The sequence below is a fragment of the Micromonospora sp. BL1 genome, from assembly GCF_003667485.1.
GTDB classification, from domain to species: Bacteria; Actinomycetota; Actinomycetes; order Mycobacteriales; family Micromonosporaceae; genus Micromonospora; species Micromonospora tulbaghiae.
On the sequence record NZ_RCVK01000221.1, the window covers coordinates 1 to 22,694 of the forward strand.

25 protein-coding genes and 1 pseudogene are annotated in these 22,694 nt (G+C 73.8%); 13 read left to right on the forward strand and 13 right to left on the reverse strand.

Annotation, left to right across the window (positions count from 1 at the left end):
• Positions 1–101: 101 nt before the first annotated feature.
• The gene (locus EAD96_RS12675; protein WP_233585690.1) at positions 102–1,604 is read right to left on the reverse strand and encodes an FAD-binding oxidoreductase; all 1,503 of its coding nucleotides are present in this window, start codon (positions 1,602–1,604) and stop codon (positions 102–104) included.
• A 100-nt stretch (positions 1,605–1,704) separates the two neighbouring features.
• Here EAD96_RS12675 and EAD96_RS12680 point away from each other — a divergent pair, with 100 nt between their 5' ends.
• Positions 1,705–3,798 (forward strand): S9 family peptidase, encoded by a 2,094-nt coding sequence (locus tag EAD96_RS12680; RefSeq protein WP_121684391.1) that lies wholly within the window; start codon positions 1,705–1,707, stop codon positions 3,796–3,798.
• Positions 3,799–3,813: 15 nt separating this feature from the next.
• The gene (locus EAD96_RS30995) at positions 3,814–3,954 is read left to right on the forward strand and encodes a hypothetical protein (RefSeq protein WP_158614789.1); all 141 of its coding nucleotides are present in this window, start codon (positions 3,814–3,816) and stop codon (positions 3,952–3,954) included.
• Positions 3,955–3,958: 4 nt separating this feature from the next.
• Here EAD96_RS30995 and EAD96_RS12685 read toward each other — a convergent pair whose 3' ends face one another.
• The 10 genes from EAD96_RS12685 to EAD96_RS12730 form a co-directional block, all read right to left on the reverse strand.
• On the reverse strand, positions 3,959–5,470 hold the full coding sequence (locus tag EAD96_RS12685; RefSeq protein WP_121684392.1) for an FtsX-like permease family protein: 1,512 nt from the start codon (positions 5,468–5,470) through the stop codon (positions 3,959–3,961).
• Positions 5,467–6,168 (reverse strand): ABC transporter ATP-binding protein, encoded by a 702-nt coding sequence (locus tag EAD96_RS12690; RefSeq protein ID WP_120572134.1) that lies wholly within the window; start codon positions 6,166–6,168, stop codon positions 5,467–5,469. Before EAD96_RS12690 ends, EAD96_RS12685 begins: the two co-directional genes overlap by 4 nt.
• Positions 6,165–6,701: a PadR family transcriptional regulator gene (locus tag EAD96_RS12695; RefSeq protein ID WP_120572135.1), complete on the reverse strand. Its 537-nt coding sequence runs from the start codon at positions 6,699–6,701 to the stop codon at positions 6,165–6,167. Before EAD96_RS12695 ends, EAD96_RS12690 begins: the two co-directional genes overlap by 4 nt.
• A 73-nt stretch (positions 6,702–6,774) precedes the next feature.
• Complete coding sequence (locus EAD96_RS12700) at positions 6,775–7,341, reverse strand: TIGR03086 family metal-binding protein (RefSeq protein WP_030273517.1); 567 nt, start codon at positions 7,339–7,341, stop codon at positions 6,775–6,777.
• A gap of 98 nt (positions 7,342–7,439) precedes the next feature.
• Positions 7,440–8,978 (reverse strand): SpoIIE family protein phosphatase, encoded by a 1,539-nt coding sequence (locus tag EAD96_RS12705; protein ID WP_121684393.1) that lies wholly within the window; start codon positions 8,976–8,978, stop codon positions 7,440–7,442.
• Positions 8,979–8,980: 2 nt separating this feature from the next.
• Positions 8,981–10,327 (reverse strand): sensor histidine kinase, encoded by a 1,347-nt coding sequence (locus EAD96_RS12710; protein ID WP_121684394.1) that lies wholly within the window; start codon positions 10,325–10,327, stop codon positions 8,981–8,983.
• A complete protein-coding gene (locus EAD96_RS12715) occupies positions 10,324–11,337 on the reverse strand; it encodes a SpoIIE family protein phosphatase (RefSeq protein ID WP_121684406.1) in 1,014 nt (337 codons plus the stop codon). The genes EAD96_RS12710 and EAD96_RS12715 overlap by 4 nt, the downstream gene beginning before the upstream one ends.
• Positions 11,334–11,753, reverse strand: a complete 420-nt coding sequence (locus EAD96_RS12720) for an ATP-binding protein (protein WP_121684395.1) — start codon at positions 11,751–11,753, stop codon at positions 11,334–11,336. Before EAD96_RS12720 ends, EAD96_RS12715 begins: the two co-directional genes overlap by 4 nt.
• On the reverse strand, positions 11,750–12,160 hold the full coding sequence (locus EAD96_RS12725; protein WP_121684396.1) for an STAS domain-containing protein: 411 nt from the start codon (positions 12,158–12,160) through the stop codon (positions 11,750–11,752). The genes EAD96_RS12720 and EAD96_RS12725 overlap by 4 nt, the downstream gene beginning before the upstream one ends.
• Positions 12,160–13,020 carry an STAS domain-containing protein gene (locus tag EAD96_RS12730; RefSeq protein ID WP_121684397.1) on the reverse strand — a complete coding sequence of 287 codons (861 nt, stop codon included), beginning with the start codon at positions 13,018–13,020 and terminating at the stop codon, positions 12,160–12,162. Before EAD96_RS12730 ends, EAD96_RS12725 begins: the two co-directional genes overlap by 1 nt.
• A gap of 159 nt (positions 13,021–13,179) precedes the next feature.
• Here EAD96_RS12730 and EAD96_RS12735 point away from each other — a divergent pair, with 159 nt between their 5' ends.
• A complete protein-coding gene (locus EAD96_RS12735) occupies positions 13,180–13,536 on the forward strand; it encodes an STAS domain-containing protein (RefSeq protein WP_091414301.1) in 357 nt (118 codons plus the stop codon).
• 10 nt (positions 13,537–13,546) lie between these two features.
• Here EAD96_RS12735 and EAD96_RS12740 read toward each other — a convergent pair whose 3' ends face one another.
• The gene (locus EAD96_RS12740; protein ID WP_121684398.1) at positions 13,547–14,815 is read right to left on the reverse strand and encodes an MFS transporter; all 1,269 of its coding nucleotides are present in this window, start codon (positions 14,813–14,815) and stop codon (positions 13,547–13,549) included.
• 49 nt (positions 14,816–14,864) lie between these two features.
• On the opposite strand from EAD96_RS12740, the gene EAD96_RS12745 reads away from it, so the two are divergent.
• The 5 genes from EAD96_RS12745 to EAD96_RS12765 all read left to right on the forward strand — a co-directional run bounded on the left by EAD96_RS12745 (position 14,865) and on the right by EAD96_RS12765 (position 17,586).
• Positions 14,865–15,548, forward strand: a complete 684-nt coding sequence (locus EAD96_RS12745) for a FadR/GntR family transcriptional regulator (RefSeq protein WP_121684399.1) — start codon at positions 14,865–14,867, stop codon at positions 15,546–15,548.
• 40 nt (positions 15,549–15,588) lie between these two features.
• Entirely contained in the window at positions 15,589–16,059 is a 471-nt protein-coding gene (mscL, locus tag EAD96_RS12750; protein ID WP_121684400.1) for a large conductance mechanosensitive channel protein MscL, read from the forward strand.
• 78 nt (positions 16,060–16,137) lie between these two features.
• Positions 16,138–16,386, forward strand: coding sequence for a hypothetical protein (locus EAD96_RS12755; RefSeq protein ID WP_121684401.1), 249 nt, complete (start codon positions 16,138–16,140; stop codon positions 16,384–16,386).
• A gap of 29 nt (positions 16,387–16,415) precedes the next feature.
• Positions 16,416–16,781, forward strand: a complete 366-nt coding sequence (locus EAD96_RS12760; RefSeq protein WP_121684402.1) for a hypothetical protein — start codon at positions 16,416–16,418, stop codon at positions 16,779–16,781.
• A gap of 79 nt (positions 16,782–16,860) precedes the next feature.
• On the forward strand, positions 16,861–17,586 hold the full coding sequence (locus tag EAD96_RS12765) for a DUF3800 domain-containing protein (protein WP_121684403.1): 726 nt from the start codon (positions 16,861–16,863) through the stop codon (positions 17,584–17,586).
• A 66-nt stretch (positions 17,587–17,652) separates the two neighbouring features.
• Here EAD96_RS12765 and EAD96_RS12770 read toward each other — a convergent pair whose 3' ends face one another.
• Positions 17,653–18,867, reverse strand: coding sequence for a benzoate/H(+) symporter BenE family transporter (locus EAD96_RS12770; RefSeq protein ID WP_121684404.1), 1,215 nt, complete (start codon positions 18,865–18,867; stop codon positions 17,653–17,655).
• A 58-nt stretch (positions 18,868–18,925) separates the two neighbouring features.
• Here EAD96_RS12770 and EAD96_RS12775 point away from each other — a divergent pair, with 58 nt between their 5' ends.
• From EAD96_RS12775 to EAD96_RS12795, 5 genes and pseudogenes are all read left to right on the forward strand, one after another.
• Positions 18,926–19,489 (forward strand): helix-turn-helix domain-containing protein, encoded by a 564-nt coding sequence (locus EAD96_RS12775; protein WP_120572144.1) that lies wholly within the window; start codon positions 18,926–18,928, stop codon positions 19,487–19,489.
• 93 nt (positions 19,490–19,582) lie between these two features.
• Positions 19,583–20,302, forward strand: a complete 720-nt coding sequence (locus EAD96_RS12780; protein ID WP_099162983.1) for a PP2C family serine/threonine-protein phosphatase — start codon at positions 19,583–19,585, stop codon at positions 20,300–20,302.
• A 52-nt stretch (positions 20,303–20,354) separates the two neighbouring features.
• The gene (eis, locus tag EAD96_RS12785) at positions 20,355–21,554 is read left to right on the forward strand and encodes an enhanced intracellular survival protein Eis (RefSeq protein ID WP_121684405.1); all 1,200 of its coding nucleotides are present in this window, start codon (positions 20,355–20,357) and stop codon (positions 21,552–21,554) included.
• 39 nt (positions 21,555–21,593) lie between these two features.
• Positions 21,594–22,343, forward strand: a complete 750-nt coding sequence (locus tag EAD96_RS12790; RefSeq protein ID WP_120572146.1) for a ZIP family metal transporter — start codon at positions 21,594–21,596, stop codon at positions 22,341–22,343.
• A gap of 138 nt (positions 22,344–22,481) precedes the next feature.
• Positions 22,482–22,694 (forward strand): annotated as a pseudogene (locus tag EAD96_RS12795) (hypothetical protein); the annotation flags it as partial.

Below are 22,694 nucleotides of genomic sequence, written 5' to 3' on the forward strand. Positions count from 1 at the left end.
CCGGACAGGCAAGGGCGTCCGGCGGGCACCCCGTCGAGCAGGGCACCGGCACGGGTGAGCCGGACGTCGGCAGGCTGGTTCCCGGGTAGGGTGAGTGCTGGTCAGAGGCCTCCGGGGAGGCGGCCGGGGGCCAGGCGGTGGTGCGGGTCCAGGTGGGCCTTGGCGCTGCGCAGGCGCGGCAACGTGGGCAGCTCGCCCCAGAGGTCCACGGCACGGCGTACCGCCGCGGGCGCGGCCACCACGACGCACCGGCCCCGCCGGGCGATCAGCACACTGCGGACGGCGGTGAGGATCGAGGCGACCCGCTCGGGCGGCAGCGTGCCGGACAGGGCGGCGTGGACGGTGCCCGAGCCGGCCGAGCCGCGTACCGGCACCGGGCTGCCGGTGGCGTCGCGCAACGCGTAGACGGCGGCGTGCAGGTCGTTGATCGGCACCTCGATGCGCAGCGCGGTGTCGCCGGGCGCGAACGGGTAACGCCCCCACCATTCCGGCGCGTGGTGGCTGATCATCGCCTCGACGCCGAGGACGGCGGTGAGCCGTTCGGCCCGCTCGGTCACGTCGGCCGGGCCGCCTTCCAACAGCACCACCAGGCTGCCCGCCGCGGGTCGCCCGGTCACGGCGGGATGGTCGGGACGGTTGATCACCGACGGGTGCGTAGCCGGGATACGACGCCGGGGCAGCGGCACCGGCACCGGCAGGTCCAGTTCGACGGCGGCCGGATCGACGCCCGCGGCCAGTACGGCCCGGACCAGGTCGTGCACCTCCAGCGGCGTCCAGACCGGACGGGACACCCAGAGCCGGCCGGCCGGCACGGCGTGCACCCGCATGGTGGCCGAGACCAGCACGCCGAGCCCGCCCTGCGAGCCGCAGAGCAGCCGGGCCACGTCGAGCCCGGGCACCTCGCCCCGCCCGAGGATCGCATCCCCGCCACCCGGACCGTCGCCGAACGCACCACCGGCGCCCCAGCCCGCGGAACCGCCATCGCCCGCCGGACCCCGTTCACTCGCACGACCACCCCCGCTGCCCGGGGTGGCCCGGCCGAGCGCCTCCGTGCCGGACTCGCCGACGCTCACCAACTCGCCGTCGGCATCGAGGTAGCGCACCCCGACGAGCTGGGCGCACGGGCTGCCGTGCCGGTGACGCAGCGGACCGGACTCGTCGGCGGCGAGCACCCCGCCGAGCGTCGCGCCCGGCGAGGGCGCGTCGACCGGCAGCCGCCGGTTGGTGCGCGCGAGCGTGGCCTGGACCGCGCGCAGTGGCGTGCCGGCGCCGATCTCGGCCACCGCCGCGTCGCGCGGCTCGTGCCAGACCCCGGCGAGGCGGCCGGTGTCGAGCATGATGTCCACCTGCGCGGGGGCGGCACCCCAGTCGATCTTCGTGCCAGCGCCCCGGGGCACCACTGTCAGGTCGTGCGCGGCGGCCAGCCGCAACACCTCCGCCGCGGCGTGCGGGCCGCCCGGCACGGCCACCCATCGGGCGGTACGGCCGGCCACCTCGTCGGCCGGGCCGGCGAAGCGGGCGAACGGGTCACCGCAGATCGCGGCCAGCTTCCGAGTGATGTCGAGGGCTTCGAGTCGGTCGGTGGAACGTGCCGCATCCGCCATGGCGGTTATCGTACACATGTTCGAAAGACCTGGCGGCGAGTCGCGGGATTCGGTCGGCGGGCGAGCCCGGCGGCGGCCCGGCGACCGGTAACGTGGCGCCGTGACCGAAACCCCACCGCCCGTCGCCAAGCGCGTCCCGACCGAGCGCGTCCATCACGGTGACACAGTCCTCGACGAGTACGCCTGGCTCGCCGCCAAGGACGACCCGGACACGATCGCGTACCTGGACGCCGAGAACGCGTACACCGAGGCGCGCACCGCCCACCTGGCCGGGCTGCGCGCGGAGCTGTTCGAGGAGACGCGCCGGCGCACCCAGGAGACCGACCTGTCGGTGCCGACCCGCAAGGACGGCTACTGGTACTACACCCGCACGGTCGAGGGTCAGCAGTACGGCGTGCACTGCCGGCGCGCGGTCCGGCCGGGCGAGACGGCACCCCCGGTCAGCGCGGACGGCGCCCCGCTCGACGGCGAGGAGGTGCTGCTCGACGGCAACCAGCTCGCCGAGGGGCACGACTTCTTCTCGCTCGGCGCGTTCGACGTCAGCCCGGACGGGCGCTGGCTGGCCTACTCCACCGACTTCTCCGGCGACGAGCGCTTCACGCTGCGGATCAAGGATCTGACCACCGGCGAGTCGCTGCCGGACGAGGTGCCGGACACGTTCTACGGCACGGCCTGGTCCAGCGACGCGTCCACGCTGTTCTACGTGACCGTGGACGAGGCGTGGCGGCCGAACCGGGTCTGGCGGCACACCGTCGGCACGGCCTCCACCGAGGACGTGGTGGTGTACCAGGAGGACGACGAGCGGTTCTGGGTCGGTGTCGAGCTGACCCGCTCCGAGCGCTTCGTGGTCATCGACATCCACAGCAAGATCACCAGCGAGGTGTGGGTGATCCCGGCGTCCAACCCGACCGGCGAGCCCGCCGTCGTGGCCCCGCGGCGTCAGGGCATCGAGTACGCGGTGGAGCACCACGGCCACCGCTTCCTGATCCTGCACAACGACGGCGCGGAGGACTTCGCGCTGGCGTACACCTCGGCGGACGCGCCGGGCGAGTGGGAGCCGCTGATCCCGCACACCCCGGGCACCCGGCTGGAGGCGGTCGACGCGTTCGAGAACCACCTCGTGGTGTCGCTGCGCGCCAACGGCCTGACCGGCCTGCGGGTGCTGCCGGTGGGCAGTGACGACAGCTGGGACATCGACTTCCCCGAGCCGATCTACAGCGTGGGGCTGGACGCGAACCCGGAGTACCGCACGAACGAGGTACGGCTGCGCTACACCTCGCTCGTCACCCCGGACTCGGTCTACGACTACGACCTGGTCACCCGGGAGCTGACGCTGCGCCGGCAGAAGCCGGTCCGCCCCGGGCCGGACGGGCGCGCGTACGACCCGGCCGACTACGAGCAGCACCGCGACTGGGCGCTCGCCGACGACGGCACCCGCGTACCGATCTCGCTCGTCTGCCGCCGCGACACCCCGCGCGACGGTTCGGCGCCCGCCGTCATCTACGGCTACGGCTCGTACGAGGCGAGCATGGACCCGTGGTTCTCGATCGCCCGGCTGAGCCTGCTCGACCGCGGCGTGATCTTCGCGGTGGCGCACATCCGGGGCGGCGGTGAGCTGGGCCGTCGCTGGTACGACGAGGGCAAGCTGCTGGCCAAGAAGAACACGTTCACCGACTTCGTGGCCTGCGCCCGGCACCTGGTGAAGGCGGGCTGGACGGCGAGCGACCGGCTGGTGGCTCGGGGCGCCTCGGCCGGCGGCCTGCTGATGGGCGCGGTGGCGAACCTCGCCCCGGACGCGTTCGCCGGGATCGTCGCGCAGGTGCCGTTCGTGGACGCGCTCACCTCGATCCTCGACCCGTCGCTGCCGTTGACGGTCACCGAGTGGGAGGAGTGGGGCAACCCGCTCGACGACCCCGAGGTCTACGCGTACATGAAGTCGTACACGCCGTACGAGAACGTCACCGCCGCCGACTACCCGGCGATCCTGGCGGTGACCAGCCTCAACGACACCCGGGTGCTCTACCACGAGCCGGCCAAGTGGATCGCCCGGCTGCGGTCGCTCGCACCGGCCGGCGACTACCTGCTCAAGACCGAGATGGGCGCGGGCCACGGCGGCCCGAGCGGCCGGTACGACTCCTGGCGCGAGGAGGCGTTCGTCAACGCCTGGATCCTCGACCGCGTCGGCCGGGCCTGACCCGTTCCGGAGCAGATGAGCGACGAGGAGCAGCCGGGCCGGCGTGTCCCGGCCTGGCTGCTCCTCGTGGTGGTCGCCGGCGCGCTCGTCGTCTGCTGCTGTTCGACGGTGATCGGGCTGGCCGTCGCCGGCTCCGCCGGTCTGCTCGGCCGCTGACCGGTCAGGTGCTGCGCAGTTCCTCCACCGAGGTCGCGGCGCGCAGGAACAGCAGGCCGGCCACTACCGTGCCCAGCACCGCCGCCAGCCCGCCCACCGCGAGCCAGGCCAGCTGATCCCACGGTACGTCCGGCGGGACAGTGGTCTCCGGCACCCATTCGGTACGGGTGTACCGCGCCGCGGTGGCCGGGTCGCCGCACAGCTCAGTACCGGCGTCGCAGATCGTTCGCGCGAAGCCACCGTTGCTCGGTGCCGGCATGACGCCCCGGACCAGCAGGTAGCCGACCGTCAGCGCGAGCCCGATCGCGGGTACGGCGGGGGCGAGCGCGGCCCAGAGCAGCGACCGGCCGATGGTGGCGCGTGGCACGCCGGTCGCCACCTGCGCCGCGTACGCCCGTCGCCGGCTGGTGATCCCCTCGACCACGGCCACGAGCAGCCCACCGCCGGCGATCGCCATCGCCACCACGACCGCGAGGTCGACCAGGTCCATCGCGCCGAGGAAGAAGTCCGGGTCGGCCAGTCCGGAGCCGGTGCGGCGGGTCACCTCGGCCTGGGCCCGGAAGTCGGCGCGCAGCGCCGCGGCACCGGCGCCGAAGATCAGCGCGGCCAGCAACGCGGCGAAGGTGCGGCTGCCGGCCCACGGGTCGGCGGCCAGCCGGCGGGCGGCGAGCAGGGCGGCCGGGCCGCGTCCGTGCCGGTGCAGCAGCCGCCCGGTCTGGTACGAGATCCAGCCGGTGCCCGAGACGACGCCGATCATCGCGGTCAGCCCGCCGACGACCAGCAGCGTCGGCACCAGCCAGTCGGGTGCCACGGCGCCACGCCGCTCGTACCAGAGCAGGAGCGGGCGGATCGCGGCGAACATCGCCAGCGCGGCGAGGATGAGCACGCCCGGCCACGGCCAGGGCGCCCGGGTGCGGACCCTGCGCACGACGCCGAACGGGGTGGTGGCGACCCGCCGCAGCAGCAACGCGCTCACCAGCGCGGCGGCCAGCGGCAGGCCGAGCACGACGGCGGCCACCGCCACCGGGGCCGGATGCACGTCGGTGGACAGCGGCAGCCGCCCGTCCGCGTCGGGCCGGTGCAGCAGCCGGCGTCCGGCCAGGAAGACGGCCAGACCGATGAGGGTGCCGATCAGGCTCGCCACGCCGGTCTCGGCGACCGCGATCCGGGTGACCTGCCCCGGGGTGGCACCGGCCAGCCGGAGCGCGGCCAGCCGTCGGTCCCGGCCGGGCGCGCCGAGGCGGGCGCACTGCCCGGCCAGCCCCAGCACCGGTACGCAGAGCAACAGCAACGCGAACGCCACGCCGGGGCGCAGGCCGGGTTCTCGCAGCAGGGCGTTGGTGTACTGCTCGGACTGCGTCCAGGCATCGCCGGCCGGCTTGACCACCGCCAGCACTGTCAGCGCGGCCAGCCCGGCCAGCGTCGCGAGCGCGGCGCTCACCGCCGTGAGCACCACCCGTGCGACGTCCGTGCGGGTGCCCGCCAGCACGAGACGCAGCAGCGTCCCCGGCCTCACCGTGACCCGCCCGGCAGCGCCGGGTCGAGCCCGAGCCCGGTGTGGTCGACCATGCCGTCGCGCAGGGTCACCTCCCGGTCCGCGTACGCGGCGATGCGCGGCTCGTGCGTCACCAGCACGACTGTGGTGCGCTGCTCGCGGGCCAGCCGGACCAGTTGGGTGAGCACCTGCTCGCCGGCCAGCGTGTCGAGCGCGCCGGTCGGCTCGTCGGCGAAGATCACCCGTGGTTCGGTGACGAGCGCCCGGGACATCGCGCAGCGTTGCTGCTGCCCGCCGGACATCTCACCGGGCCGGGCGTCGGCGACGTCGGCCACGCCGAGCCGGTCCAGCCAGGCCAGCGCCGCGGTCCGTGCCGCTCGCCGCCCCGTGCCGGCGAGCAACAGCGGAAGTGCGACGTTCTCCGCAGCGGTCAGCTCGGCGACGAGCTGACCGAACTGGAACAGCACCCCGAATTCGGTACGGCGCAACCGCGAGCGGGCCGCCTCCGACCACGTGTCGATCCGTTCCCCGCGCCAGGTCACCTGACCGGCATCGGGACGCAGGATGCCGGCGAGGCAGTGCAGCAGCGTGGACTTGCCGCAGCCGCTCGGGCCGGTGACCGCGAGGATCTCGCCTTCGGCCACGTCGAGCGTCACACCGCGCAGCGCGGGTGTGTGACCGTATGCGCGGACGACTCCGCGCGCTTGCAGGAACGTCACGAGCGCACCTCCCGGTGCCAGTCGGCGACCCGGTCCAGGGTGGTGTGCAGCCACCGGAGATCGGCGTCGAGGTGGGCGATGGCGAAGTCGGCGGCGACCACCTCGTCGAGGCGGGCGCCGGGGGCCGTCTTGAGCGCGGTCAGTTCGCGCAGCCGTTGCGTGTGCGCCTGCCGCTGCGCGATCAGGTAGGCGCGGGCCTGGTCGACGTCGGCCACCAGGAGCGCGACCACCACCTTCGCGAACAGCGTGCTGGCCACGTACGGCATCGGCGGCTCGACGGTGCCGAGCCAGTGGTCCAGCGCCGCCCGCCCGTCGTCGGTGAGCGCGTACGAGGTGCGGTCGGGGCCGCCCTCGCGGGTCTGGCCGGCCGTGGCCACGAGGCCGTCGCGGCACAGACGCGCCAGTGTCGCGTAGACCTGCCCGAAGGCGAGCGGACGGGCGCGGGGCAGCCGCTCGTCGTGCGCGCGCTTCAGCTCGTAGCCGTGGCGTGGGCCGGCGGCGAGCAGCCCGAGCAGGACGTGCGATGTGGACACGGCCCTACTATTCGCTGAGTGAATAGCGGTGTCAAGAACGGCCCGCGCGGCGTACCACGCGGGCCGTTCGGATTCAGCGGGTCCAGGCCGGGTCGCGCCCGGCCCGGCCGAGCAGCGCGTCCATGCTGTCCGGTGCCGCGTCGGTGGGCACCGGCGGGCCGAACGCGCCCATCTTCTGCCCCGTGTCGCCCATCCGGTCCATGAACTCGTGCCCCGCCGCCACCACAGCGGGGTCCACGGTCAGATCCTGGCCGGTGGCCCGCGCCAGATCCCATCCGTGGATGGTGAGGTCGATCAGGGCCATCAGGCCGACCGTCTCCTGCGGCAGTCCCATGCCCGGCGAGACACCCTCCTGCGTGGACGGATCGGACCACGCCTCGGTCAGCCGGGCCGCCTCGGTCGCGAACCGGTCCCGCCAGCCGTCGGTCAGGTGATCGGTCTTGCCGGACCAGTCGACCTCCTCCCGGCGGGCCAGCGCCTGGAAGTTGACCACCACGTCGAACAGGTGGCCCAGCAGGTCGCGCACTGTGTAGTCGGGACAGGGGGTGGGCAGGACGAGCTGGTCGTCGGAGACGCCGCGCACCATCGCGGCCGTACGCGGCGCCGCGACGGCGAGCAGTTCACTGGTCTTCGTAGTCATCGGGCCAGCCTATGAGGACTGTCGCGAGGAAACGGGACACGAACCGGCGGGTTCCGGTTCCGGCACCGGCCGGCCGCCGCGACGACCGCGCCGGTCGCTCAGCGACGGCGGACCGCTACCACCGCGACGTCGTCGTGGATCTCCGGCGGCGCCAGCTCGACGAGCAGCCGCCGGCAGAAGTCGTCCAGGTCGTCGTCGACCCGGGTGGCGGCCACCCCGAGCGCCGCCATGCCGTCGTCGATCGTTGCGTCCCGCCGCTCGATCAGCCCGTCGGTGTAGAGCACGAGGGTCGCCCCGGCCGGCAGCACGAACTCCAGGTCCGGCGGGCGCGGCGCGCGCACGCCGAGCAGCGGCGCGGACTGCGTCACGAACTCGACCCGCCCGTCCCGGCTCAGCAACGCCGGCAGGTGCCCGGCGCTGGCCAACCGCACCAGCCCGGTCGGCGGGTGGAGCAGCAGCACGCAGATGGTGGCCAGCTCGGTCGGCAGCAGGGTGCGCATCAGCTCGTTGACCCGGTCCAGGATCACGCCCGGCTGGTGCCCCTCGACCGCGTACGCCCGCACCGCGTGCCGCAGCTCGGCCATCACCGTGGCGGCGTGCAGCGAGTGCCCGGCCACGTCACCGATCGCCACCAGCAGGTGCCCGTCGAGCATCACCAGCTCGTAGAAGTCGCCGCCCACCTCGGTCTGCGCGCTCGCCGGCTCGTACCGGACGGCCAGGTCCAGGCCGTTCACGTCGGGCAGCCGCTGCGGCAGCAGGCTGCGCTGCAACGTCACCGCGATCCGGTGCTCCTCGTCGAAGGACCGCTGCGCCTCCACCGCCGAGGCGACCGCCTGGGCGAGCTGCACCAGCACCGGCGTGCGTACGGTCTGGGTGGCGGTCGGCACCACCACGTAGAGCGGGGCGCGGTCCTCGCGCAGCCGGGACGCGGCCACCGTCACGGTGTCGCCGTCCGGCCAGCCCGCCACCGCCCAGTTGGCCGGCTCGTCGACGCGCACCCGGGTGCCGATCGGCACTCCGGTGTCGTCCACCACCCACGGCACGATGCGGGCCGGCGTGTGCGGGTCGGCCGCCACCCCGGCCAGGCAGTCCCCGTCGAACGTCTCGGCGACCACCGCCGCCGGGGCCTTGAAGATCCGCGCCGCGCCGCTGGCGGCGGCCTCCAGCAGCCGGACGAAGTTCGGTGACGCGTGCATCTCCACAGTGGCGTCGGCCAGCGCGGCGAGCCGTTCGGCGAGCTGCTCGGCCCGTCGCCGGGCCTGGTAGTAGCGCAGCACCGCGTGGGCGGTGGCGACCAGTTCCTCCGGCTCGATCGGCTCGGCCAGGTAGGCGTCCGCGCCCCGGGTGAGACCCTGCGCCCGGTCGACCACGTCGACCGCGTGCGCGGAGACGTGGATGACCGGGATGTACGGGTACTCCTCCTTGATCCGCTCGCACACCTCGAAGCCGCTCATGTCGGGCAGCCGCACGTCGAGCACCACGAGGTCGACGTGCTCCCGGGCCACCCGGTCCAGCGCCGCCGTGCCGTTCTCGGCCTCGACGGTGACGAAGCCGGCCCGGGTAAGCCAGTTGACCAGCAGGTATCGCTTGGGGCCGCTGTCGTCGACCACAAGCACGGTCACCGGCCCGCTGTCCACCGTCACGCTCCGCCCGCGGGGAGGACCACTGTGAACGTGCTGCCCCGGCCGGGTTCGCTGGTCAGCTCCAGCGTCCCGCCGAGCAGCGTGATCAGCCGCCGCGCGTACGGCAGGCCGAGCCCGGTGCCACCGACCCGGGTCGTGCCGGGCACCTGGTAGAACTCCTCGAAGACCCGTTCGTGCAGCTCCGGCGGGATGCCCACGCCGGTGTCGGTGACCGACATCGTCCACTGCTCGCCGCGACGCTCGGCGCGCAGGCGGACCTCGCCGCGCTCGGTGAACTTCAGGCCGTTGTGCAGCAGGTTGCGCAGCACCTGGGCGAGCAGCACCTGGTCCGAGCGGAGCGTCGCCGGGGCCGGCGGCTCCTCGACCACCAGCTCCACCTCGGAGCGCGTGGTGAGCGCCCGCAGCGTGCCGCGCAGCTGCCCGAACACCGCGCGCAGGTCGACCTCGGACCAGTCCGGCTCGATCCGCCCCGACTCCGCCTTGGCCAGGTCGAGCAGCTCGTTGACCAGCCCCAGCAGGTCGCCCGCCGAGGACCGGATCAGCCCCACCTGGCGGGCCTGCTCGCTGGTGAGCGGGTCGGAGGCGGAGTCGGCCAGCAGCCGGGCCAGACCGATGATCGCGGTCACCGGCGCGCGCAGCTCGTGGCTGACGTTGGCCAGGAACCGGCTCTTCGACTCGCTCGCGGCGCGCAGCTGGGCGGACTTCTCGTCCAGCTCGGCGTAGAGCGCCACCACACCGCGGTTGGTCTCCTCCAGCTCCTCGGTGAGCTGGTTGTAGAGCGCCATCACGCCCTGGTTGGTCTCCTGAAGCTCCGAGTTGAGCACGGCCAGTTCGTCGCGCTGACTGCGTACCTCGTCGAGGGCGGCGATGAGCTGGGAGTTCTGTGCCGCCAGCTCGTCCAGCGCGGAGCCCGGAGCGCGCTCGGCCAGCTCGGCACGGAGCCGGCCGGCGCGTTCCGGCGTCAGCTCCTCGGCGTGGTCGGGCACCCGTCTGGACATCCTCACGACGGTATCGCCCTCGACGGCCACGACCCGCAACGTGTCCACCAGACGCGCGACGGCGCCCGACTGCGGCTCGTACCGGCCGCCGGGCAGCGGGCGCAGCGGTGACAGGTCGACCTGGAGCACCCGGCGGCCCACGGCGTCCCGGTCGAGGGCGAACGTCACGTCCGCGCCGTCGACCCCGCGCAACAGTTCCCGGGCCACCTCGCTCAGCGCGGTGGCGATCCGTACCTGGTCCTGGTGTTCCAGCCCGACCGCCGCGGCCACCTCCCGGCCACGCTGCCGGACCAGGAAGATGTCCTGCTCGACCCGGAGCGCGAGGTGCAGGAGCGGCTCACTCATGCCGCCTCCCGGGCCACCAGGACGCAGGCGTCGTCGCGGCGGGTGCCGGCGTCGCGCAGCAGCGTCGCGGCGGCCAGCAACGGGTTGCGCCCGGCCAGCCCGGGATAGTCGTCGAGATCCCAGCGATCCACCACCCCGTCACTGTGCATGACCAGGGTGGCGTCGCGCGAGAAGGGGTAGTCGTACCCGCGGATCACCGGACGCTGGTGCCCGGCGATGCCCGGCAGCGAGACCAGCCCGCGCCGCCGCTCGCCCGGCGCGACGATCATCGCGGCGATGTTGCCGAGCCCTGCGTAGCGGAGCACTCCGGCGGCCGGATCCGGCTCCGCCACCGCGAGCGCGGCGCCCCGGGTGTGCGAGATGGCGGCGTGCAGGTGCCGCACCACGACGTCCGGCGGCCCGTCCGGCGCGGAGCGGAACGCGGACACGGCGGCACCGGTCGCGGCGGCGGCGAGCGGTCCGTGGCCCAGCCCGTCGGAGACCAGCACCTGCCGCCGGCTGCCGAGCCGGCGGACCGCGTACCCGTCGCCGCTGCTCTGCTCGCCGGTGATCGGCCGGGCCAGTCCGGCCGCCCAGTCCGGCTCCGGCGGTGCGGCGTCCCAGACCTGGACGACCAGGACCGTGCCGCGGCTGGGCGCCGAGTAGCCGTCGAACCGGCTCGACTGCCGGGCGATCGCGCCGAGCCCGATGCCGAGCGTGCCGGCGGTGGAGTGGCCGTCGACGGAGGAGAGCGTGAGGTCGGCCATGCCGGGGCCGGAGTCGATCGCCACCAGCTCCACCCCGGCCTGGCCGCCCCGGCGCGCCGGGCGCATCAGGAGCGTGCCCTCGCGGGCGTGCTTGACCAGGTTGCTGGTGATCTCGGCGGTGACGATCGCCAGGTCCGCGACGCGCGACGCGCTCAGTTCGAGCTGCCGGCCGAGACGCTCGGCCGCCCGGCGTACGCTGCCGGCGGTCGCGCCGGTGTCGACCCGGAACCAGATGCCGTGGTCGGGCACCACGTCGGCGGTCATCGCGACCACTTGGTGACGGTGATCCGCGTCCCCTCGCCGACAGCCGTCCGGATGTCGAAGTCGTCGACGAGCCGGCGGGCGCCGCTCAGCCCCAGGCCCAGCCCGCCACCGGTGGTGTAGCCGTCGGTCAGCGCCAGGTCGAGGTCGGGGATGCCCGGTCCCTCGTCGGCGAAGACGATCCGCACGCCGCGGCGGCGGCCGTCGGACACGGTGCTCACCTCGGCGCTGCCCCCACCGCCGTAGATCAGCGTGTTGCGGGCCAGCTCGCTGGCGGCGGTGACGAGCTTCGTCTGGTCGACCAGGGAGAGCCGGACCGCGACGGCCGTGGTACGCACCAACTGCCGGACCCGCACCACGTCCTCGTCGCTGCGGATCGCCTGGGTCGCCGGCACACCCAGGTCGACGCCCGTGGTCATGCCGTCGCCGTCGTCTCGGTGTCCCCGTCGTCGGCCGTCTCGTCCCACTCGTCGGCGCGGCTGGCCGCGATCAGCTCCATGCCGCGCTCGACGTTCAGCGCGGTACGGATGCCGTTGAGCGACAGCCCCAGCTCGACCAGCGTGATGGCGACGGCCGGGCGCATGCCGACCACCACCGTCTCGGCGTCCAGCACCTTCGAGATGGACGCGATGGTGGACAGCATCCGGCCGACGAAGGAGTCGACGATGTCCAGCGCCGTGATGTCGATGATCACGCCGTGGCAGCCGGTGGCGACGATCCGCTCGGCCAGGTCCTCCTGCAACTGGATCGCCGTCTGGTCGGACATGTCGACCTGGATGGAGACCAGCAGGATGTCGCCGATCTTGAGGATCGGCACCCGTTCCATCAGGACTCCCGGCGCGCGCGGCGAGCGGTGGTCTCGACGCCGGTCAGGCGCAGCACGTGGCGCAACGCGTCGGCGAGGCTCGCCTTGGTGGCGATGTCACCGAACTCGATGCCGAGAGCCACGATCGTCTGGGCGATCTGCGGGCGGATGCCGGAGATGATGCAGTCGGCGCCCATCAGCCGGGCGGCCACCACGGTCTTGAGGATGTGCTGCGCGACCTGCGTGTCCACGGCCGGCACGCCGGTGATGTCGATGATCGCGTACGGCGAGCCGGTGTCGACGAGCGTCTGGAGCAGCCGCTCCATCACCACCTGGGCGCGGGCCGAGTCCAGCGTCCCGACCAGCGGGACGGCGACCACGCCCTCCCAGAGCTTGACCACCGGGGTGGAGAGTTCCAGCAGCTGCTCCGCCTGGTCGGCGATCAGGCTCTCGCGGGCCCGGACGAACGTCTCGAAGGTGAACAGGCCCATCTGGTCGATGAGCGCGGAGTAGGCGACGAAGTCACGCAGAGTGTCGTCACCCTTCTCCTCCTCCATCAGCTCCAGCAGGGCTTCCTTCAACGCGAAGACGCTGATCGCGGTCTCGGTCGCGGAGAACCCCTGGCGGGCCCGGTTCGTGGACAGCTCGGACAGCACGGCACGCAGCTCACCGCCGTGCTCGCCGGCCAGGTCGGAGACGCCGTGCCGGCCGGCATCGACCAGCGCGCGGTGCAGCTCCTGCATCTGGCGAGCCAGCTCGGCGCGGCTCAGACGACCACGCAGCGAAGCGGCGACGATCTCGGTCCAGCGACTGGTCAACCGCTCCGCGTGCTCGGTGAGCAGGTGGGCGAGCCGATCACCCTGTTCGGCGCTCAACGCCATGGTTGACCTCCCTGATTTGGACGGGCGGACTCTATCACCGGAGGCTGACGCGGTACTTGTCGCGGAGCAAAGAATGATCGGCCGCACCCGTGACCGCTCCCGTTCTGCGCGGCGCGCCCGTCGTGGGATACCGTTTCCCCGAACACAGGAGGTCGACGTATGTCCTTGACGGTGCACACGGAACAGCGCGGCGACGTGGTCGTCGTGTCGGTCGCGGGCGAGCTGGACATGGCCACGGCACCGCAGCTGCAGGACCAGATCACGGATCTGCTGGACAAGGGGCGCAACCGCCTCGTCTTCGACCTGGCCGAGGTGTCGTTCTGCGACTCCACCGGTCTGTCCGTGTTCGTCCGGGCGAAGAACAACTGCGACGAGGCCGGCGGCGTCGTCCGGCTGGCCGCCCCGCAGCGCGGCGTGCTGCGCATCCTCGAGGTCAGCGGGCTGGTCGAGGTGCTGCACACGTACCCGACCGTGGAGCAGGCCGTCGCGGGCGACCCCACCCCGGCCTCCTCCTGACCGATCCGGCTCAGCGCTCGTCCTCGATGTAGCGGGGACGAGCGATCACCATGCCCGCCGCCGTCTGCACGGCCAGCGCCACCAGCAGGAAACCGATCGGGGCGGTCCAGCCGCCGGTCGCCTCGTAGAGGATGCCCACCAGCAGCGGTCCGAGCGCCGCGATCACGTACCCGGTGCTCTGCGCGAACGCGGACAGCGCCACGGTGCCCTCGGCGGTCCGGGCACGTAGCCCGATCGTGGTCAGGATGAGCGGGAACGCGCCCTGGCCGAGCGCGAGCAGCAGCACCCACAGCGGCGCCAGGCCCCGCGGAGCCAGCGCCAGACCGGTGTACGCGGCGGCGGAGAACACGGTCAGTGACAGCACCAGCGGCCGGAGCGTGGCGAGCCGGCCGGCGAGCGCCGGCATCATCAGCGCCACCGGCACGCCCAGCGCGGTCACGCCGGCGAGCAGCAGCCCGGCCGCCTCCGGCCGGTATCCGGCGTCCCGGAAGAGCTGGGCCAGCCAGCCCATGATCGCGTACCCGCTGAGCGACTGCGCCCCGAAGTAGACCGCCATGGCCCAGCCGAGCCGGGTCCGGGCCGGTTGCACCCGGGTCCGGGCGGCGACCGCCACCGTGGGGGGCGCGGCCCGTCGCGCGGCGCGGGCCCGCAGCGCCAGCGGCACCCACGGGAGTACGGCCAGCGCGGCCAGCCCGGCCCAGACGCCGAGTCCGGCCCGCCACGAGCCGAACGCGTGCGCCACCGGCACGGCGGCCGCCGCGGCCACCGTCGTGCCCACCGTCAGGGCCATCGTGTACGCCCCGGTGACCAGTCCGGTGCGGTGCGGGAAGTGCTGCTTGACGAGCATCGGCAGCAGGATGTTCGCCACCGCGATGCCGGCGAGCGCGAGCGCGCTGGTGAGCACGAAGATCGCCGCCGAGCCGGTGACCGCGCGCAGCACCTGCCCGACGGTGAGCGCCAGCATGGCCAGCACCAGCACCCGGGGTGCGGCCCAGCGGCGGACCAGCCACGGGGTGAGCGCGCCCAGCCCGGCGAACGCGATCGTGGGCAGCGTGGTGACCAGGCCGGCCATCGCGCCGGAGAGGCCCAGCCCGACCCGGATCTCGTCGAGCAGCGCGCCGAGGCTGGTCACCGCGGCCCGCAGGTTCAGCGCGACGAGCAGCATCCCGGCCAGGACGAGCAGGCCGCCCCGGACCGGGCCGACGGCCGGGGCGGGCCCGGCCGCGGGGGTGACGCCCGGTGCGGGCACTGTCGCGGCGGGCGCAGGTGGCGGAGTCATGACCTCGAACCTACAATCATGGGATGAATTTCGGCACGAGGTGTAACCGGTGACACCCGCCCGGGATTCCGTCGCCGCGCCTCCGCGCGGTCACCGGGTCCGGCAGACGATCGAGCAGCTCCGGGAACGGATCCTCGGCGGCGAGTGGCCGGTGGGCGGGCGCATCCCCACCGAGCCGCAACTGGTCGCCGCGCTCGGCGTGGGGCGGAACACGGTCCGCGAGGCGGTCCGGGCGCTCGCGCACGCCGGGGTGCTGGAGTGCCGGCAGGGCTCCGGCACCTACGTGGTGTCGACCGACGAGCTGGCGCCGGTGGTGGCCCGCCGGCTCACCGACGACCGGATGACCGAGGTGATCGAGGTCCGGCGCGCGTTCGAGGTCGAGGCCGCCCGGCTCGCCGCGCTGAGGCGTACCCCCGAGGATCTGGCGGCGCTCGACGGCGCGCTCGCGGCCCGCGAGGCCGCGTGGCGCGGCGGCCGGGTGGACGAGTTCGTCGAGGCGGACGCCGCGCTGCACACGGTCGTGGTGGCCGCCGCGCACAACGCCATGCTCGCCGAGCTGTACGCCTCGGTCGGCGCCGCGCTGCGCAGCACGGTGGCCCAGGCGATGGGCGAGGCGCTGACCCCCGAGCGGTACGTGGATCACAGCCGGCTGGTCGAGGCGATCCGGGCCGGCGACCCGCAGCGGGCGGCGATCGAGGCCGGTGCTTTTCTCGAAGGGCCCGCCGGGGCATAGGTTGTCCCCGACGCAGACTCATCAGGGCACGGGAGTACGGATGCTCAAGGGCTTCAAAGACTTCATCATGCGCGGCAACGTCGTCGACCTGGCGGTCGGTGTCGTCATCGGCGCCGCGTTCACCGGCGTGGTGACCCAGCTCACCAAGTCGTTCCTGGAACCGCTGGTACGCGTGTTCATCGCGCTGATCACCGGCAGCGAGGACGGCCTCAGCGGCTCGACGCCGAAGTTCCGGGGCATCCCGTTCGACTGGGTGGCGTTCGTCAACGCGGCGATCACGTTCGTGCTCACCGCGGCGGCGCTGTACTTCCTCGTCGTCTACCCGATGAACAAGCTCGCCGAGCGGCGCAAGCGCGGCGAGGAGCCGCCGCCCTCGGCCCCGAGCGAGGAGGTCAAGCTGCTCACCGAGATCCGCGACGCGTTGCTCGCCGGCAACCACGGCACGCCCGGCCAGCGCAGCGCCCTGGACGACGTGCTCGGCCGCCGGCAGGAGCCGCCCGCGCCGCGCTGAACGCCATAGCCGATCGGCCCCCGCGACGATCTCGCGGGGGCCGACGTGTATCGAACACATGTTCGATAGAGTCCGGGCATGGAGCAGCGTAGGCACTGGTGGAACGGGAAATGGGGACGGCTCGCCCGGCGTGACGTCTTCCTCCGGGTGGACGGCGACCGCTGGCACGTGGAGCAGCGGGCCGGCGGCGCCGAGGGGGTCTCCCGGTTCTACGAGCACGCCAGCGTCGAGGAGGCCGAGGAGACGATCAGGGCGCTGCTGGACGGCACCGACACCTGGCGCGAGCTGTCCCCCCGCCCGCCGGGCGGCTGGGCCCCCTCCGTTTAGCGCCCGCGCGCCCCGGGAACCGCTGCTGCATGAGCCAGCAGCAGGACACCGTCTCCCGGGTCACCACCGGCATGCGTGTGGTCGACTCCGCGGGCGTCGAGGTGGGCACAGTCGATCTCGTGCAGCGCGGCGACCCGGCCGCGGTGACCGTGCAGGCGCCCGCCCCGGTCGACCCGGGCAGCAGCCTGGACGAGCTGATCGAGTCGGCCGCGGCCGAGGAGCCGGACGTACCGGCCGACCTGGCGGCCCGGCTGCTGCGCGACGGCTACCTCAAGGTCTCCACCGAGCTGGTCCGCACCGGCGCGGTGTACGTGCCGGCCGGCCGGATCGCCGCGGTGAGCGACGGCGCGGTACGCCTCACCGTCCCGGCCACGGAGCTACCCGCCGAGGAGTGACGCCCAGGGTCGAATGCGCCGTTTGGGCGGTCCTGCGCGTCGAGGCGGCCGCGCTCGGGAAGCGGCCTACGCTCGTCGGGTGCTCCTGACCTATGTGGACGAGTCGTACACCGATCGCTGGTACTGGATCGGCGCGCTTCTGGTCCCGGAGGCTGTGGCCATCCCGCTCAGCACCGCGCTCGACGAGGTGATGACGGACGCGGCCAAGGCATACGGCATCGACCGAGCCGCCGAACTCCACGGGTACGACCTGTTCCAGGGGCGGATGTCCTGGGCGGGCGTGCCGCCACGAGCCCGGATCGCCGTCTACAACGCGGCGCTCAAGGCGATCGGCACGTACGACGTCACTGTCATCCTGCGCGGTGTCGACCGGCACGGCCTCGCCCGGCGCTACGGGCTCACCCGACCCGCTCACGAGGTGGTGCTGTCACACCTGCTGGAACGGGTGGACGGGTACGCGGCGATGCGGGACGAACTGGCCCTGGTGATCGCGGACGAGGTCGACAACCCCGCCATTCACCGCTCGGACCTGACCCGTTACCGGGTCGACGGAACCGGGGGCTACCGTTCGCGGCGGCTCAGCCGGATCGTGGACACCCTGCACTTCGCTCCGTCGCACGCATCCCGGCTGGTGCAGGCCGTCGACCTGGTCACCTTCCTGTTCCGCAGGATGGCGAGCGGGGCGGGCGCGGACCCTCGGGAGGCGACGACCAACACGCGGTTGTGGTCCTGGGTCGAGCCGCGCCGGTACCACTCCTGGTGCTGGCATCCGACCGGACGGCCGACGCACGAAGGGCCCGCTTGAAAGCGGGCCCTAAGGCGGTTGCGGGAACCCTCACGGGCCTCCTGCGCACTCCAGGTTAACAGTTCGTCACCCGGTCCGGCCGGAAAGCGACGGGGCGGATTCGGTCTGGGGCGGCTCGACCGGCGGGGGCGCGGCGCGGCGGCGGAACAGCAGCAGCAGCATGAGCCAGCCCGCGACCAGTCCCCAGAACGCGCCGCCCACTCCGAGCAGGCTCACCCCGGAGGCGGTGACCACGAACGTCACCACCGCTGCTTCCCGCGCGTCCGGCTGGGCGACCGCCGCCGTGACGGCTCCGGCGAGCGCGCCGAGCAGGGCGAGCCCGGCGACGGCCTCGACCAGCACCGGTGGGGAGAGCAGCACCAGGGCGGTGGCCACGCCGGCGCCCAGGCCGAGCAGGGCCAGGCCGATCCCGGCGGTGACCGAGGCGATCCAGCGCCGTTCCGGGTCCGGGTGGGCGTCCGGGCCGGCGGCCAGGGCGGCGGTGATCGCGGCCAGGTTCACCGCGTGCCCGCCCGCCGGGGCGCCGAGCGCGGTGGCGAGTCCGGTCACCCGCAGCGCCGAGCCGAGCGGGGCCCGGTAGCCGTACCCGGCGAGCACCGCGGTGCCGGGCACGTTCTGCGCGGCCATGGTGACCAGGAACAGCGGCAGCGCGAGCCCGACGACGGCGGGCAGCGTCCAGGCCGGCGCGGTGAACGCGACGACCGGTGCGGCGTCCAGCCGGGCCGGCCCGGAGGTGGTCAGCGCGATCGCGACCACCGCCACGGCGAGCGCGCCCGGTACCGCCCACCGGCGGGCGAACCGGTGCAGCAGCAGCCAGACCAGCACCACCGGCCCGGCCAGCAGGGGCACCTCGACCAGGGCGCGTACCGGCGCCGTACACAGCGGCAGCAGCACCCCGGCGAGCATGGCGGAGGCGATCGGGGTGGGGATGGCGGCGACCGCGCGGCCGAGCGCGGGGATCAGCCCGGCCGCGATGATCAGCAGCCCGGCGAGCAGGAAGGCGCCGACCGCCGCGGCCCAGCCGCCGGCGACCGGCCCGGTGGCCACGAGCAGCGCCGCGCCCGGCGTGGACCAGGCGATCGACAGCGGCAGCCGGTGCCGCAGGCCGAGCCAGACCGCGCAGGCGCCGCTGGCGACGCAGAGCGCGAGCAGGCCGGAGGCGGCCTGGTCGGGTTCGGCGCCGACCGCGCGCAGCCCGGCCAGGACGACTGTGAACGAGCTGGCGAAGCCGACCAGGGCGGTCACCACGCCGGCCAGGACGGGTTGGAGCCGACCGCCCATGCTCTCCTCCTCCGACCGTTCCGTTTACGGAACGGCACGGTGTAGCACGATAGCCCTCATGACAGCCGCCGCACCAGCCGATGACCGGGGCGCCCGGGAGGTCGGCCGGCGCATCCGCTCGCTCCGTACCGAGCGGGGCATCTCCTTGTCCGAGCTGGCCCGCCTCGCGGGCGTCGGCAAGGCCACGCTCTCCGGTCTGGAGAACGGTGTGCGCAACCCCCGGCTGGAGACCCTGTACGCGATCACCGCGCAGCTCGGCGTACCGCTGACCGCCGTGCTCGCCACGCCCGACCAGGCGCCGACCCTGCGCGGGGCCGCGGTGGGAGGCACGCTGCTGGAGGTGTTCAGCGACCGGGAGGCGACCTACGAGCTGTACCGGATGTGGGTCACCCCGGGTCCGGCGCAGCTCTCCCCCGCCCACTCCAGCGGTGTGACAGAGCACGTGACGGTCTTCTCCGGCGTGCTCCGTGCCGGGCCGGTCGACGCCCCGCTGACCGCCGGTCCCGGGGGCTACCTGCGGTGGACCTCCGACGTGCCGCACACCTACGCGGCGGTGGGCGAAGAGGAGGTCCACGCGAGCCTCCTGCTGCGCTATCCTCGTCCATCCACACTGGACAGTTGACGCATACCCAGGATGCAAGCTGATGACATTTCTTTCAGCAGACCCGCCAGCGCGTGCAGACGCGGAGCCGTTCTTCTTGGCAAGCTTGTCCTCATGACGCTCATCCTCCGCTCGGCCATCCTCAACGACGTCGGTCTCGTCCGGACCAACAACGAGGACTCCGCCCTCGCTGGTGACCGCCTCGTGGCGGTGGCCGACGGCATGGGCGGGCTCCCCGCCGGCGAGGTGGCCAGCGAGATCGTCATCCGGATCCTGGACGAGCTGACGCCGCCCACCGGCGCCGACGAGGCGGCCGACGCGCTGCGCGCCGTCGTGAGCACCGCGAACCAGCGCATCCGCGCGGCCATCACGGTGGACCCGGCCCGCGACGGCATGGGTACGACGCTCACCGCCGCCCTGCTCGCCGGGGACACCCTGGTCCTGGCCCAGGTCGGCGACTCCCGCTGCTACCTGCTGCGCGACCACGAGCTGACCCAGCTCACCCGCGACGACACGTTCGTCCAGGCGCTCGTCGACCAGGGCGCGCTCTCCCGCGACCAGGCCCGGCACCACCCGCAGCGCTCGCTCGTCACCCGCGCGGTGCAGGGCTCCGACGCGCCACCCGCCGTCGGCGCGCTCACCGTGTTCGCCGGCGACCGGCTGCTGCTGTGCAGCGACGGCCTCTCCGACTACGTGGAGGACGCCGCCATCGCCGCGGCGCTCGCCACCTACGGGGACCGCCAGCAGTGCGGCGAGCAACTGGTGAAGCTGGCCCACCAGGCCGGCGCGCCGGACAACGTGACAGTGGTCATCTCGGACGTCACCGAGGCGTGAGCGGGCGCCCTTTCCGGTTGCGGACCGCGCCGGGTGCGGTTGGGATGAACGGATGCACATCCGCCGGCTGGCCGCCGATGAACGACTGACCACCAGCTTCCCGCTCCAGGCGTACGCGTTCGAGGCCTCGCCGATGGGCGCCTCCCGGACCGACCAGTTCCGCGCGTACCTGCCGTACAACGCGGGGAACACGACGCTGGTGGCCGAGGAGGACGGGGTCACCGCGGCGGCCGTGTCGGCGATACCGATGCGGCAGAACCTGCGCGGCGCGGTGCTGCCGATGGCCGGCGTGGCGGGCGTGGCCACCCATCCGCTGGCCCGGCGGCGCGGCCACGTGCGGACGCTGATGCAGCAGCTCCTCGACGGCATGCGCGACGAGGGGCACCAGCTCACCGCGCTGCACCCGTTCCGCGCCTCGTTCTACGAGCGCTTCGGCTACATCGGGCTGCCCCGGCGCCGTACCGCGGTCTTCAACCCGGCGGACCTGGCGCCGCTGCTGCGGGCCGAGCTGCCCGACGAGCTGGTCTGGGAGCGGATCGGCGCCGGTTATGCGCGGTGGCGCGCGTACACCGAGCGGTGCCTGCGCGAACGGCACGGCTTCGCGGTCTTCCCGGACTTCCGCGCGGTCGGCCTGCGCGACCGGGACGACCGCTGGCTGGTCAGCGTGGTGCGCGGTGGCGAGACGGTCGGCGCGGTGACCTACCGGATCGACGACCACGCCGGCACGCTGTTCGCCGACGACCTGCTGGTCGATGACGCGTACGCCCGCGCGTCGGTGCTCCAGTTCTTCGCCCGGCACGTCGACCAGGTAGCCCGGATCAGCGTCCAGGTGCCCCCCGACGAACTGCCCGAGCTGTGGCTCACCGACCTCGACGTGCAGGTGGAGGCGCGGGTGGCCCGGCCCGACCCGACCGCGCCGATGGCCCGGCTGCTCAGCCTGGACGCGCTCGCCGACCAGCCGGTCGGGGTCGGCCGGGTGCTGATCGAGCTGGTCGGCGACCGCTGGCTCGCCGGCCGCCACCTGCTCGACGGCACCACCGGCAAGCTGGCGGTGCTGCCGGCGCACACCGCCGCCGAGGGCAGCGTGCCGACCGCGCGGCTCACCGCAGCCGGGCTGTCCGCCCTGGCGTACGGGGTGCTCGACCCGGCCGAGGTGGTCGTACGCGGGCTGGGTGAGGTGCCGGTGGACGCGGCCGGTGAGCTGCGCCGTCTCTTCCCCCGTGAACTGCCGCACCTGTTCGCCGACTTCTGACCCGGTTGGCGGCGCCGCGCCGGGGGTAGGGTCCAGCGCGTGCCGGAGTGGCTGGAAGCGGGATTCTGGGGCCTGCTCGCCGGGTCGGCCCTGCTGATCGGGGCGGCCGTCGGGTTCTTCGCGCGCGTACCGCGCCGGGTCACCGCCTCGGTGATGGCGTTCGGGGCGGGCGTGCTGCTGTCCGCCGTCTCGTTCGAGCTGATCGACGAGGCGCACGAGCAGGGCGGCCTGCTGCCGGTGGCGATCGGCGCGGCGGCCGGCGCGCTGGCGTACACCGGGGCGAACGTGCTGCTGGCCCGGCACGGCGCGCGGCACCGCAAGCGCTCCGGCGACGAGCAGCCCTCCGAGCGGGAACAGCCCGGCTCGGGTACGGCGATCGCGGTCGGTGCACTGCTCGACGGCGTACCCGAATCGGTGGTGATCGGCGCGAGCCTGCTCGCCGGCGGTCCGGTCAGCCTGGTCACTGTGATCGCGGTGTTCCTCAGCAACGTGCCGGAAGGGCTCTCCAGCGCGGCCGGCATGCGGCAGGCCGGACGCACCCGGCGCTACGTGTTCGGGCTGTGGACGGCGATCGCGTTGATCTCCGGGGCGGCGTCGCTGGCCGGGTACACGCTGCTCGGCGGCGCGCCACCCGAGGTACTGGCGACTATCACCGCGCTCGCCGCGGGCGCGATCCTCGCGATGATCACCGACACCATGGTCCCGGAGGCGTTCGCGGACGCGCACCTGCTGGTCGGGCTGATCACCGTGCTCGGCTTCCTGGTCGCGTTCGCGCTCTCGCACGCCTGACCGTCGCACGCGGTGCCCGGGGGCGCTGCCTGCCACGCGGTCGCGGGCTCAGGTGCCGGCTGCGGCTGCGGCTTAGCGGCGGGTTAAGGATCGGCTGTGAGGTCGTGCCGGGACGGACGGTCCTCCTAGCATCGGGCGGTGCGCGTGAAGTCGGCTGTCACTCTGCTCGTCCTCGCCCTGGCGACGGCGACGCTGCCCGCCTGTGGCGACGATCCGGCCCCCGCAGCACCCGCCGCCGCCGACGCCGCCGCCGGCTCGTCGGCCGGTCCGGCAGCCGCCCCGTCGTCCACCCCGAATGGGCGCTCCGGACTGGGTAGCGCCCGGCCGAGCCCCACCCCCGCCACCGTGGCG